This is a genomic window from Pseudoalteromonas sp. BZK2, from assembly GCF_014349195.1.
Classification (GTDB): domain Bacteria; phylum Pseudomonadota; class Gammaproteobacteria; order Enterobacterales; family Alteromonadaceae; genus Pseudoalteromonas; species Pseudoalteromonas simplex.
Genome location: NZ_JACSOG010000035.1, coordinates 1 through 12,021, shown reverse-complemented (window position 1 = coordinate 12,021; position 12,021 = coordinate 1). Strand labels below are relative to the sequence as shown.

The 12,021-nt window shown below is 42.5% G+C and carries 12 protein-coding genes; 6 read left to right on the top strand and 6 right to left on the bottom strand.

Annotation, left to right across the window (positions count from 1 at the left end; genetic code table 11):
* Positions 1-154: 154 nt before the first annotated feature.
* From megL to pspA, 6 genes are all read right to left on the bottom strand, one after another.
* Entirely contained in the window at positions 155-1,336 is a 1,182-nt protein-coding gene (megL, locus tag BIZ38_RS17730; protein ID WP_138599307.1) for a methionine gamma-lyase, read from the bottom strand.
* Positions 1,337-1,470: 134 nt separating this feature from the next.
* Positions 1,471-2,505 carry a TIGR01620 family protein gene (locus tag BIZ38_RS17725; protein ID WP_187490888.1) on the bottom strand — a complete coding sequence of 345 codons (1,035 nt, stop codon included), beginning with the start codon at positions 2,503-2,505 and terminating at the stop codon, positions 1,471-1,473.
* Positions 2,502-3,914 carry a YcjX family protein gene (locus BIZ38_RS17720; RefSeq protein ID WP_187490887.1) on the bottom strand — a complete coding sequence of 471 codons (1,413 nt, stop codon included), beginning with the start codon at positions 3,912-3,914 and terminating at the stop codon, positions 2,502-2,504. Before BIZ38_RS17720 ends, BIZ38_RS17725 begins: the two co-directional genes overlap by 4 nt.
* 62 nt (positions 3,915-3,976) lie before the next feature.
* Positions 3,977-4,378 (bottom strand): envelope stress response membrane protein PspC, encoded by a 402-nt coding sequence (pspC, locus tag BIZ38_RS17715; RefSeq protein ID WP_054553136.1) that lies wholly within the window; start codon positions 4,376-4,378, stop codon positions 3,977-3,979.
* Complete coding sequence (pspB, locus tag BIZ38_RS17710) at positions 4,375-4,608, bottom strand: envelope stress response membrane protein PspB (RefSeq protein ID WP_036969793.1); 234 nt, start codon at positions 4,606-4,608, stop codon at positions 4,375-4,377. Before pspB ends, pspC begins: the two co-directional genes overlap by 4 nt.
* Before the next feature lie 57 nt (positions 4,609-4,665).
* Positions 4,666-5,328 (bottom strand): phage shock protein PspA, encoded by a 663-nt coding sequence (gene pspA / locus BIZ38_RS17705; protein WP_054553137.1) that lies wholly within the window; start codon positions 5,326-5,328, stop codon positions 4,666-4,668.
* Between the two features lie 188 nt (positions 5,329-5,516).
* Here pspA and pspF point away from each other — a divergent pair, with 188 nt between their 5' ends.
* From pspF to BIZ38_RS17675, 6 genes are read left to right on the top strand one after another with little or no spacing between them, the layout of a single operon-like run.
* A complete protein-coding gene (pspF, locus tag BIZ38_RS17700) occupies positions 5,517-6,590 on the top strand; it encodes a phage shock protein operon transcriptional activator (RefSeq protein WP_187490886.1) in 1,074 nt (357 codons plus the stop codon).
* A 15-nt stretch (positions 6,591-6,605) separates the two neighbouring features.
* Positions 6,606-8,213 carry an ABC transporter substrate-binding protein gene (locus tag BIZ38_RS17695; RefSeq protein ID WP_138617099.1) on the top strand — a complete coding sequence of 536 codons (1,608 nt, stop codon included), beginning with the start codon at positions 6,606-6,608 and terminating at the stop codon, positions 8,211-8,213.
* Positions 8,213-9,247 (top strand): ABC transporter permease, encoded by a 1,035-nt coding sequence (locus BIZ38_RS17690; RefSeq protein ID WP_054553140.1) that lies wholly within the window; start codon positions 8,213-8,215, stop codon positions 9,245-9,247. The genes BIZ38_RS17695 and BIZ38_RS17690 overlap by 1 nt, the downstream gene beginning before the upstream one ends.
* Entirely contained in the window at positions 9,234-10,127 is an 894-nt protein-coding gene (locus BIZ38_RS17685) for an ABC transporter permease subunit (protein WP_054553141.1), read from the top strand. Before BIZ38_RS17690 ends, BIZ38_RS17685 begins: the two co-directional genes overlap by 14 nt.
* Positions 10,128-10,129: 2 nt before the next feature.
* Positions 10,130-11,122, top strand: coding sequence for an oligopeptide/dipeptide ABC transporter ATP-binding protein (locus tag BIZ38_RS17680; RefSeq protein WP_054553142.1), 993 nt, complete (start codon positions 10,130-10,132; stop codon positions 11,120-11,122).
* Positions 11,122-11,883 carry an ATP-binding cassette domain-containing protein gene (locus BIZ38_RS17675; RefSeq protein WP_054553143.1) on the top strand — a complete coding sequence of 254 codons (762 nt, stop codon included), beginning with the start codon at positions 11,122-11,124 and terminating at the stop codon, positions 11,881-11,883. The genes BIZ38_RS17680 and BIZ38_RS17675 overlap by 1 nt, the downstream gene beginning before the upstream one ends.
* The last annotated feature ends 138 nt before the right edge of the window (positions 11,884-12,021 follow it).

The following is a 12,021-nucleotide window of genomic DNA, read 5'->3' as shown; positions in this document are numbered from 1 at the left end:
AAAGTAAGCGAAATTTTAATAGTTAAGGCTGTTTCTAAGGTTTGCAGAAACAGCCCTAACGTAAAGTTAAAATTACACCAAAAGATCGAAAAGTTTACACACCTCGTTTTCAAAGGGCTAAAAGCAAACACAATCGTAAACTTAAGATTACAACCTAACCAATGAATGTAAATGCAGTTTTAAGATCGTTAATAATATCGTTAACATCTTCTAGACCAACTGATAATCGAATTAAGCCATCACTGATCCCAGCAGCTGCTCTTTCTTCAGGTGTATAAGGCGAATGTGTCATCGATGCAGGATGTTGAATGAGGGTTTCAGCATCCCCTAAACTGACCGCAAGGGTACAAAGTTGGGTGTTATTTATAAATGTTTCGCCATCTTCAAGGCTGCCTTTTATTTCAAAGGCAATAACACCACCAGCGGCTTTCATCTGTGAGCCAATAAATTGATGACCCGGATGTGATTTAAGCCCTGGGTAATAAACTTTGCTAACTAAAGGATGCTGCTCTAAATATTCAGCAACTACTTGGGCACTCGCACAGTGGCGTTCCATGCGTACAGCAAGGGTTTTTAAACCACGATTAATTAACCATGCATCATGGGGGCTAATCGTTGCACCAATATCTTTTAGCACCGTCATTTTTATCAGGTTGATATGCTCCTCTGTGCCGCACACAAGTCCTGCTACCACATCACCATGGCCATTTAGGTATTTAGTTGCGCTGTGTACCACAATATCAATACCAAACGAGGTAGGTTGCTGTAGCAGAGGCGTTAAGAAGGTATTGTCGATAACGCTTATCAGTTGATGCTGTTTGGCAACATCGGCAATTAAACTTAAATCAAGCACCGCCATGGTCGGATTAATTGGTGTTTCAGCAAAAATCATTTTTGAATTGGCTTTAACCGCGCCGCGAAGTTCAGCCTCGTTGGTCATATCAACAAAAGTAACTTCGATACCAAAGCGCGGCAACATGTGAGCAAAAAATGCAAAAGTACAACCGTATAACGCGCTTGATGCAACTAGGTGGTCACCTTGTTGTAAAAAGCTAAGCACAGACGCAGACACCGCCCCCATACCCGTTGCTGTAGCAGCCGCTGCTTCACAGTTTTCTAACTGAGCCACTTTTTGTTCTAGCTCTTGGGTTGTCGGATTACCCAAACGGGTATAAATAAAGCCCTGCTCTTCACCAGCAAATCGGGCTGCACCTTGAGCTGCATTAGCAAAAGAGAAGGTAGAGGTTTGATAAAGTGGCGCACTCAGTGCGCCATGTGGGTCATTTGGTTTTTCTGGACCATGAATACATTGTGTATGTAAGTGATGCTTAGTCATTGTGTGTTCTCGTTTTTATTATCAGTACTTCATACTCGTAAATAAAACGTAGATACCCACAATGCACAAGCATGCCGGATGCTCAGATGGCTAAATATCACTCAGCCGTTTTTATTAACTGTACACAAAAGTTGTCATTTTGTATTTTCGGTCTCTTTGTCGCTGGTACGTGAGGCAATTTTACGGGCAATACTATTGGCGGTTTCTTTTAGCAAGCTGCGCTTATGCTCTAAGCGAGGTAATGGGCGACTAAGCTCCATCGCTTTATACCCTATACGCGCGGTAAAAATACCTGCACTTAGCCCTTGCGCTGCACGGCCCGACAATTTTCCCAGTAATTCAGCGCTTAGTGCCGTTGCAGCTAAATCTGAAACTAACTCTGCACTACCAACAAACAACACTTGCTTCACTAATAAGCGGTACAATTTAATACGGCTTGCATAACCAAAACCAATACCGTAAATACGGCCAATTTGCTCAATGAGCTTAGTGCCACGCCATAGCACCGCCATCATATCGACTAAAGCCAACGGGCTTAGCGCAACCAATAAGCCAGACTCAGTGGCAAAACGGTTAATCAGTTTTTTCGCTTGCTGATCTTGGCTGACCAATAAGCTATCGGCGTATAAGGTCATGATTTCTTTATCGGTATGGTGACTTGCTATTTGCTGCTTAAACTCTTCAAACCCAGTAAGCGTTTGATGCTTATTAAGCTTTTCTAGCCATGGTAATGCTTCACCTACTTGCTCGCTATTGAGTAAGCGGTCGGCCTCGGTACGATGCAATTGATTACGCTTTAAACTTCTTAGCATGCGGTACTCGCGCCAAATAACACGGGCAATCAGTAGCACACCACTGAGAACAGCCGTTAAATACACCGAACCTAAAATAATTGATTGCTGGAACGTCACAAATAATGACATTGCAAACTCAAGTAACACTAAAACTAAAAAGCTAACAACAAACACTCCTTTTAGGGTTTGCCATTTCGACTTTTTATACACAGGCTCAAGCTCAATGCTATCTTGCTGATCTTCTTCAGTGTCGATAAATTCAGCGTTTTCTATCACTTTAGCAACAGTTAGCTCCTTCGCTGGCGCTTCATTACTTGCAGAGCTTGAAATACGGCGACCCGCCTGAAAGTTCATCTCCTTTGGTTGCTCACTCATGTTAGTTTATCTCCTATCAGATACTGCATGACATGATCTAAACGAATATGCTTTAACCGTTTATCAGGGCATGGCAGTGGCGAAAACGATAAGAACTCAAAGCCCTGTTTTGGCCACTCTTGTTTGTTGAGCAGGCGTGACGGTGGCTGCGGTGGCAAATACGTTAGCCATTCTTGCTCGCCTAAAGGCTTGCCATAAATACAAGCTAACTGTTGGCCTTTTTCAGCCACTTGGCGCGGCTCTGTAGCGCAGATAGATGACATTGCCATGGTTTCGATTTGCACGCCTTCGAACTTTAAATGATTCGTTTGGTCATGCACGATTGAATCAAGCAATAGCGCTAAATCTTTATGATATTGCGCACTAATATGATCTGACTTATTGGCCGCAAACAGTAGCTTGTCGATGTTTGGTTTAAACAAACGTTTAAAGAAGCTTGCTTCACCATAATTAAAATGGGCCAACAATTGGTTAATAACACGGCTTTGCTCATGCAGGGTTTCGCTGCCTTCATTCAAGGCGCTGAACACATCCACTAGCACAATTTGTCGGTCAAAATGACGAAAATGCTGCTCGTAAAAAGGTTTTACAACCTCTTTTACATAGGCTTTATAGCGCTTTTTAAGATGCGCTAGATTCGACCCTTCGATTATGTCGTCAGGCACATTAGCAACAGGAAAAAACTGCAGTAGCGGCGCTCCTTTAAGCTCGCCTGGCATCAGCATGCGACCAGGTTGCAGCATGGCAAGTTTGGTGTCTTTTTTAAGGCCCACTAATAACTGCTGATAAAGCGCAGCGACATCAGCAAGTTTGTTCTCATCAACACTGGCTGATAGATCAAGTTCAGCAAGGGCGGTTAAAAATGGCTTCGCTTTTTCGTTGCGTGCTGTTTGCTGCAAGAGTGAGTATTGTGACTCACACCAATCAGCAAATGATTGCTCTAGCATTGGCAAATCAAGTAGCCATTCACCTGGGTAATCAATAATGTCTAGATAGAGCGTTGATTGCGGTGCAAAGTGACCACGTAGCCCGGAATTACTTTGGTACTTAATTGCTAAACGTAGCGTATTTATACGCTCGGTAGAGGCAGGCCAAACTGGCTCACCTTCAACAGGTAATAGCGCTGATAATGCATTTGTGTATTCAAATGTCGGTATTGTCAGTGCTTGCTGCGGCACAATTTTTGTAGCGATATGACGCTTTTCGCGCATCACATCAAAAAAAGGTAAGTTTTTATCGTCAGCTTGACTGGTTAAGTGTTTAACCAAGGCGGTAATAAAAGCGGTTTTGCCGCTGCCACTTAAACCTGTAACGGCTAACTTCACGTGTTGATCTAAACTACGGTGAAGGGCTTTTTCCGCTTTATTTTTTAACGAATTAAAGGTGTTCTTTGCAAATGATTGGCTCATAAAGTGTCTAGCACCTTATTTGCGCTTGGTATCACGATGCAAACAAGGTGCGTATATATCCTTTAAAGTTTGTTGATTTCACGGCTAACCGTAAATTCTGTTGATGTGACATAGCGTTCCATCTCTTGTAAACGACCATCAACTCGAGCAAGACGATCTTTTAAGTCTTGCAATGCACGGCGAGGTGGTTCCCCTTTTTGCCATACTTTAAATTTTACTTCAAGCGGGTCTTGGTGAATGCTGTCTGTGCTTTTCTCTGTTTTTTCTGTCGGTTTTTTATCTAAAATAAACCAAGCAGCAATGTAAGCAACAACAATAAATTGACCACCTGATAATAACGCTGCCGAAACAACTAAGATACGTACCAGCCAAAGCTCCATGTTAAAGTAATCACTGATACCTGCACATACACCACCTAACTTGCCACGTTCAGGATCTTTATATAGTTCGCGTTTGATACTCATACTTTACGTCTCCACTGCGGAGCCTCTTGATCAAGTAAGGCTTCTAATGTTTCAACACGCTCTGCCATTTTATCTGCTTTTTGTGCAAGCTCTAATAATTGGCGGTGCTCGTGTTCACTTAAACCTTGGCTCACTTGTTTTTTACTACGGTAATGTAAAATTAGCCAAAGTGGGGCAACAACCACCATAAAAACAATAATCGGTGCCATCAAAACTTCTGCGTCGAACATGGTACTCTCCTGTCAATCCGTTATGTGTTTAAGCATTGGGGGACATGCCCCCATTTATTATTTTTTATCTGCTAGTTTTTTCTTAAGCTCAGCGAGCTCATCATCAATCTTTTCGTCTTGCTGAAGACCAGCAATTTCGTCAGCTAATGATTTTTTACCAAGATCATAAGACTCTATTTGTGATTCTAGACCATCGATCTTAGTTTCGTAACGTTCGAAGCGGTTTAAAGCGTCTTCAACTTTAGAGCTGTCGAGTGCTTTTTTAACTTCTAGACGTGACTCAGCAGAGCGTTGACGTAAGATGATTGCCTTTTGACGCGCTTTTGCATCAGCTAGCTTCTCTTGTAACGTGCTCACTTCTTGCTGTAGTTTCTCGATGTGAGACTCTACATGCTCAAGCTCAGTTTCAACCGCTGCGACTGCATCTGCTGACTTTTGCTTTTCAATCAGTGCTGCACGCGCTAAATCATCACGGTCTTTACTTAGTGCTAATTCAGCTTTTTCTTGCCAGTCTGCAACTTGAACTTTTAAAGTTTCAACGCGACGTACTAGCTCTTTTTTCTCAGCAAGTGTTTTCGCTGATGTAGAGCGAACTTCTACTAATGTATCTTCCATCTCTTGGATGATCAGGCGAACCATTTTTTCTGGGTCTTCTGCTTTATCTAAGATGGCATTGATATTAGAATTAACGATGTCTGCAAAACGTGAAAAAATTCCCATAACATTTACCTCTTTGGTGTTTTAACTTAATCAGTTGGTATATCTAGTATCAATATGCTTGCCAACTTTTATAAACTTAGAATAACTTAATATATTCAAACAGTTAAACTAAATTTATAAATTTCTTTAGTTCTAATAGATAATGAAATACACTAGATCTTAGTAAAAATGACTAAGAGTTAGGGAATATGAGCCAATTTCGCCAACAGGATAATTTACTCGGCCAATCTGACAGTTTTTTAAGTGTACTTGATCAAGTTTCGCAACTAGCTAGTTTAGAAAAGCCGATCCTTATTATTGGTGAGCGCGGTACGGGTAAAGAACTCATTGCTGCCCGTTTGCACTTCTTATCTAAGCGTTGGGATCAAAACTATATAAAGCTTAACTGTGCAGCGCTTAACGAAAACCTGCTCGAAAGTGAGTTATTTGGTCATGAAAGTGGCGCATTCACCGGTGCCAGTAAACGCCACGAAGGCCGCTTTGAGCGTGCTAATGGCGGTACGTTATTCCTTGATGAATTAGCCAACACCTCGGCGATGGTACAAGAAAAACTACTACGCGTTATTGAATACGGCGAGTTTGAACGCGTTGGTGGTAAGCAAACCGTTAAAGTCGATACCCGTTTAGTCTGTGCGACTAATGAAGACTTACCAACCCTTGCTGAGCAAGGCGAATTTAGAAGCGATTTACTCGACCGCCTCGCTTTTGATGTTATTACCCTGCCCCCGCTGCGTGAACGTCAAGAAGATATCATGTTACTAGCAGAACAATTTGCAATTAACATGGCCCGCGACCTTGAGTGGGAGCTATTTAGTGGCTTTACGCGTAGCGCCATCGAAACGCTGCAATCTTACGAGTGGCCAGGTAATATTCGTGAGTTAAAGAATGTGGTTGAACGTAGCCTCTATCGTCATGGTAACGAACATATTCCCGTTCACCAGATTATTTTAGATCCATTTGCGAGTAAATTTAGACCTAAACAGCGCGTTAAAGCTGCCGTTAGCAGTGCCCCTGTTGCAAACGTCGAAGCTGCGCCTATCGCCACGACACAAAATCAAGACGTTGTGACACTCAATAAGCCCGACATTCAATTTCCTTGTAATTTAAAGCAGCTGTCTAATGACTTTGAAATTGATGTCATTAAAAAAGCGCTTGAACATAGCCAATTTAACCAAAAGAAAACTGCAGAACACTTAGAATTAACGTATCATCAATTACGTGGCTATTTGAAAAAATACAATTTATTAGATCAGCAGCAATAGTTAGAGGCTAATCAGGTGTTTAAACCGTTACTTGCTTTGTCTTTGGTGTGCTTAGTAGGCTGCCTAGATAACGAAGAAAAAACCACAGAACAAAAAAACCAGGGCTTAGTCTATTGCGCCGAAGCAAACCCTGTGTCGTTTAATCCGCAAGTGACAACGACGGGTTCAACTATCGATATTATCGCCAATCAGTTATATGATCGCCTGTTAAGTATTGATCCGGTGTCTGCCGAGTTTAAAGCAGAGCTGGCAACTGATTGGAAAATTAGCCCTGACGGCAAAGCAATTACCTTTACCCTGCGTAAAGGGGTTAAATTTCATACCACAAAATACTTTACCCCAAGCCGTGATTTTAACGCTGATGATGTAATTTTTACTTTCAGCCGCTTATTTGACGTTTATAACCCTTACCACTTTGTTGGCGATGCCAGTTACCCTTATTTTCAAAGTGTGGGTATTGATCAGCTTATTCGTCGTATTGTGCGTGTTTCTGATTACCAAGTACGGTTTGAGCTTTATAATGCTGAAAGCAGCTTTTTAGCAAACCTTGCAACCGATTTTGCCGTGGTGTTATCGGAAGAATACGCCATGCAGCTTAAAGAGCGAAACCAAGAAAACTTATTTGACCAATACCCAGTGGGTACTGGCCCTTATGTATATAAAGAATATCGTCGCGACCGTTTAATTCGCTATTACCGCAACCCAGACTACTGGAAACATCCTGTAGCACTTGAACAACTGGTGTATGACATTACGCCAAACGGCACCACACGCGTTGCGAAAATGCTCACTAAAGAGTGTGATGTGACTGCGCACCCAAGCAGCGCGCAGCTAAGTATTTTATCGCAACGTGAAGACATTAAAGTTCAAAAAGAGCAAAACTTAAATATTGGTTACTGGGCCTTTAATACTGAGCGTCCGCCTTTTGATGATGTACGTGTACGCCAAGCACTCGCAAGCGCCATTGATGTCGATAAAATCATGCAAGCGGTGTATTACGGTAACGGCATTAAGGCACAGTCATTACTGCCTCCAGCTTCGTGGGCATTTGAAGCGCAAAAAGCCATGCCTGAATTTAACCCAGCTCTTGCCAAAACCTTGCTCGCAGAAGCTGGCTACAAAAATGGCTTTGATATGAATATTTGGGCTATGCCGGTAAGCCGTATTTATAATCCAAACGCCCGTAAAATGGCTGAGCTGATGCAAAGTGATTTACGCAAGATTGGTGTAAACGTTAATATCGTCGAGTATGAGTGGAACACCTTTTTACAACGCGTTGGTGAGCATAGACACGATAGTGTGTTACTTGGTTGGGCTGCTGATACGCCAGATCCTGATAATTTTATGAGCCCATTGTTAAGTTGCACCGCAACATTTAGTGGTAAAAACCCTGCCAATTGGTGTCATCCTGAATTTGATTTATTACTTACTCAAGCCCTCGACACCACAGATCTTGAAAAACGAAAACAATACTACAATCAGGCACAGCGGATCATAGTGCAAGAGCTGCCTATTTTGCCGATAGCCCATGGTATGCGCTTTCAAGCAGCAAGTAGTGACGTAAAAGGTATAAATTTAAGCCCATTCGGCGGCATTTCACTAGCTAACGCGAGGAAAGAATAATGATCCTTGATTATATTCTTCGTCGTCTAGCATTGTTAATGTTTATGATGCTGACGCTGAGTATTTTTACCTTTTCATTGAGCTTTATGTTCCCGGGTGATGCGCTAACTAACTTAAGCGGTATTACTAATAGTACGTTCTCGCAAACCAGTGTGTTAGAGGAAAAGTTTCACTTTACCGACAACTACGTGGTGCAATACTTTGCCTTTTTAGAACGCATTATTCAGGGGGATTGGGGAATTTCTTTTGCATCTGGTGAGAGTGTATTTCAACATATAAAAGACTTATTTCCAGCAACACTCGAATTGAGTCTTTATGCGCTCATTGTATCCGTCATAGTTGGCGTACCAAGTGGTATTTTAGCCGCTGCCTACTACAAACGTTGGCCTGATAAACTGATAAATTCCGGCACACTTTTTGGCTATTCAATGCCCGTTTTTTGGTTAGCATTGTTACTAATTATGGTGTTTTCCCTGCAACTAGGCTGGTTTCCTATGTCGGGCCGAATGGGCCTTCTTTACGAAATAGAACCAGTTACCGGCTTTATACTTATTGATATCTTTTTAGCTGATTTCCCCTATGATGGCATGGCATTTTTAGATGCAATCCATCATTTAACACTACCTACCATAGTACTTGCTATGTATCCGACCACAGTACTAGTTCGCTTTACCCGTGATTCAATGCTGAAAGTACTCGATCAAAGTTATATTAAAACAGCGCGCGCAAAGGGCTTAAACCGTGCGCAGCTGATTATTCACCACGCTCTGCGTAATGCGCTGCTACCGGTGATTAAACAAATAGGTCTACAGTTTAGTACCTTGATCACCCTTGCGATGATCACCGAGGTTATTTTCTCATGGCCGGGCATTGGTCGTTGGCTTATCGATAGTATTTATCAGCGTGACTACCCTGCAATTCAAGGTGGCTTACTCGCTGTTTCTATGTTCGTTATTTTAGCTACCATTATTGCTGAGCTCACTTATACCTTATTCGACCCATTATCGCGGAACCAAGCACATGGCAAAGTTTAATTTATTCTCTGAAGAGTCGAATAAATCGCCGTTAGCGCGATTTTGGAAGAAATTTAAAACCAATCACCCTGCCCTTGTAGGCTTATGGTTGTTTATTGCTTTAGTGTTACTGGCAGTGTCTGCACCACTCCTTGCACCTTATGGCGTGAACCAGCAACACAGCGATGCACTGCTATTACCGCCATCGTGGCATGATGCAGGTGATGTACGCTTTTTATTAGGCACCGACGATTTAGGCCGAGATGTATTGTCACGTTTAATGAATGGTGCAACTTACACCTTTGGTTTATCGGTTGTCGCAGCTTTGATCACCACAGTGATAGGTGTGTTAGTGGGCACCTTTGCTGGCATTAGCAAAGGTATTCGCTCAAGCTTTTTAAATCACTTGCTTGATATTACCTTATCAATTCCATCATTATTACTGGCCATCATTATTATTGCGATTCTTGGCCCTGGTCTAATGAATACAGTTTGGGCGATTATATTAGCTTTATTGCCTCAGTTTATTCACTCGGTGCGTAACTTAATTGTCGAAGAGCTGAACAAAGATTACATTACAGCATTCAAGCTTGATGGCGCATCCAATTGGCATATTCTTGCTCGTGGTATTTTTCCGAACATTTACGAGCATATTGTGGTTATTTTTACCATGGCGCTTTCTACTGCGATTTTGGATATCTCGGCACTTGGCTTTTTAAAATTGGGCGCCCAGCCCCCCACCACAGAATGGGGCGCTATTTTGGCTGAAAATCTAGGTTTAATTTACCTTGCCCCTTGGACTGTTGGCTTACCAGGCGTATTATTATTTTTAGCAGTGCTGTCTACCAATTTAGTAGGTGACGGTTTACGCCAAGTGCTTAAAGAACGTAAGGCCGACTAATTATGCAATTACTCGATATTCGTAACCTCACTATAGAGTTACGCACTTCAGATACCGTGATTCGTGCGGTGGATAGAGTCAGCATGACCTTAAAAGAAGGCGAAGTACATGCTTTGGTTGGTGAGTCTGGCTCAGGTAAAAGCTTAATTGCAAAAGCCATTGTTGGAGTTTTAAACAAACGTTGGCATATCACTGCAGACCGCATGCATTGGCGTGGCGTGGATTTAATGCGCTTATCTAACGAGCAACGCCGTAAACTCGTAGGTCAAGACATTGCTATGATCTACCAAGATCCAAGCCGCTGCCTAGATCCAACTGCCAAGATATTCGACCAAATTGCCGAGACCTTACCTGAACAAGCAACCAGTGGTTTTTTCTTAAAACGAAACAGACAACGAAAAGACAGAGTAAAAGCGTTAATCCACAAGGTTGGTATTAAAGACCATAAGAAGGTGCTAGACAGCTACCCTCATGAGCTCTCTGAAGGTATTTGTCAAAAAGTGATGATTGCCATGGCCATTGCGCGTACCCCAAAACTATTGATTGCCGATGAGCCAACTACCGCTCTTGAGAGCACCACGCGTGCGCAGGTATTTAGACTGCTAAAAAGCTTAAACCAGCTAAAGAACATGTCGATTTTGATGATCTCTCACGAGCTTGAGGAAATTGTAGAGTGGTCTCATGGCATGCATGTTTTATACTGCGGTCAGATGGTTGAAGCTGGGCCGACTAACAAAATTTTTAGCCAGCCGCGACATCCTTATACCCAAGCACTGTTAAAAAGTTTGCCTGATTATGAGCAAGGGCTTGCTCACAAAGAGCCGTTTTATGCTTTAAAAGGCACCATTCCAACTTTACAACATTTACCTATTGGCTGCCGCTTAGGCCCACGTTGCCCACAAGCACAAAAAGAGTGTGTCGTTACCCCGAAATTGACCAAGCATCATAGCCAGAGTTACGCCTGTCATTTCCCATTAATTAAGGCGATGAAATAATGCAGCCCCTACTCAAAGTTCAAGCATTATCAAAGAGTTTTAATTTACGTGCCGGTTTATTTTCACGTAGAAGCTTTACTGTATTAAAAGATATTTCGTTTTGCTTAGGGCAAGGCGAGACGATCGCCATTATTGGCGAAACTGGCTCAGGTAAAAGTACTCTCGCCAAATTGCTTGCTGGGGCTGATAACGCAGATAAAGGGCAAATTCTACTTGATGGCAATATCATCGAAAATGATGGCTTGCGTGATAACGACTGTCGCCATATTAGGTTGATTTTCCAAGACTCTGAAGCGTCTTTGAATCCAGGTTTAACCATTGGCGATATGCTCAATGACTGTTTACAGTACAACACTGATTTAAACAAAGAAGAACGTGAGGATAAAATAAAGCAAACCCTCGCAAAAGTGGGCTTGCTTTTAGATCACCAGCACTATTACCCGCATATGTTTAGTAGTGGTCAATTACAACGTATAGCGCTTGCACGGGCTTTAATTTTAGACCCTAAGGTTGTCGTGCTCGACGAAGCGTTATCGTCCCTTGACCCGTCTGTACGCGCACAAACGGTAAACTTATTGCTACGTCTACAAAAAGACACAGGCCTTAGCTATGTGCTTATTACGCATCACCTAAGTTTGGTGCGTCATATTAGCGACCAACTTGTGGTACTTGATCACGGTGAGATTGTTGAATACGGCCAAACCGAAGCGATTTTCCAAGACCCCCAATCGGTGGTAACGCAGAAGTTGTTGAACTGTTGATAGTGAGCTGTCAGCTATCAGCCGTAAGCTGTCAGTTTGATTCGGCGTTAAAACGCCTTATATGGACTCCTCCTATTGCACAATACCCTTCGTTAATTTTGTCAGACTGCGTGCTTATATGCGGGCTCATAATGAGGA

Bases quoted from the DNA above. Each gene is read 5' to 3' on its own strand.
- megL (WP_138599307.1), bottom strand. From the start codon at position 1,336: ATGACTAAGCATCACTTACATACACAATGTATTCATGGTCCAGAAAAA.
- BIZ38_RS17725 (WP_187490888.1), bottom strand. From the start codon at position 2,505: ATGAGTGAGCAACCAAAGGAGATGAACTTTCAGGCGGGTCGCCGTATT.
- BIZ38_RS17720 (WP_187490887.1), bottom strand. From the start codon at position 3,914: ATGAGCCAATCATTTGCAAAGAACACCTTTAATTCGTTAAAAAATAAA.
- pspC (WP_054553136.1), bottom strand. From the start codon at position 4,378: ATGAGTATCAAACGCGAACTATATAAAGATCCTGAACGTGGCAAGTTA.
- pspB (WP_036969793.1), bottom strand. From the start codon at position 4,608: ATGTTCGACGCAGAAGTTTTGATGGCACCGATTATTGTTTTTATGGTG.
- pspA (WP_054553137.1), bottom strand. From the start codon at position 5,328: ATGGGAATTTTTTCACGTTTTGCAGACATCGTTAATTCTAATATCAAT.
- pspF (WP_187490886.1), top strand. From the start codon at position 5,517: ATGAGCCAATTTCGCCAACAGGATAATTTACTCGGCCAATCTGACAGT.
- BIZ38_RS17690 (WP_054553140.1), top strand. From the start codon at position 8,213: ATGATCCTTGATTATATTCTTCGTCGTCTAGCATTGTTAATGTTTATG.
- BIZ38_RS17685 (WP_054553141.1), top strand. From the start codon at position 9,234: ATGGCAAAGTTTAATTTATTCTCTGAAGAGTCGAATAAATCGCCGTTA.
- BIZ38_RS17680 (WP_054553142.1), top strand. From the start codon at position 10,130: ATGCAATTACTCGATATTCGTAACCTCACTATAGAGTTACGCACTTCA.
- BIZ38_RS17675 (WP_054553143.1), top strand. From the start codon at position 11,122: ATGCAGCCCCTACTCAAAGTTCAAGCATTATCAAAGAGTTTTAATTTA.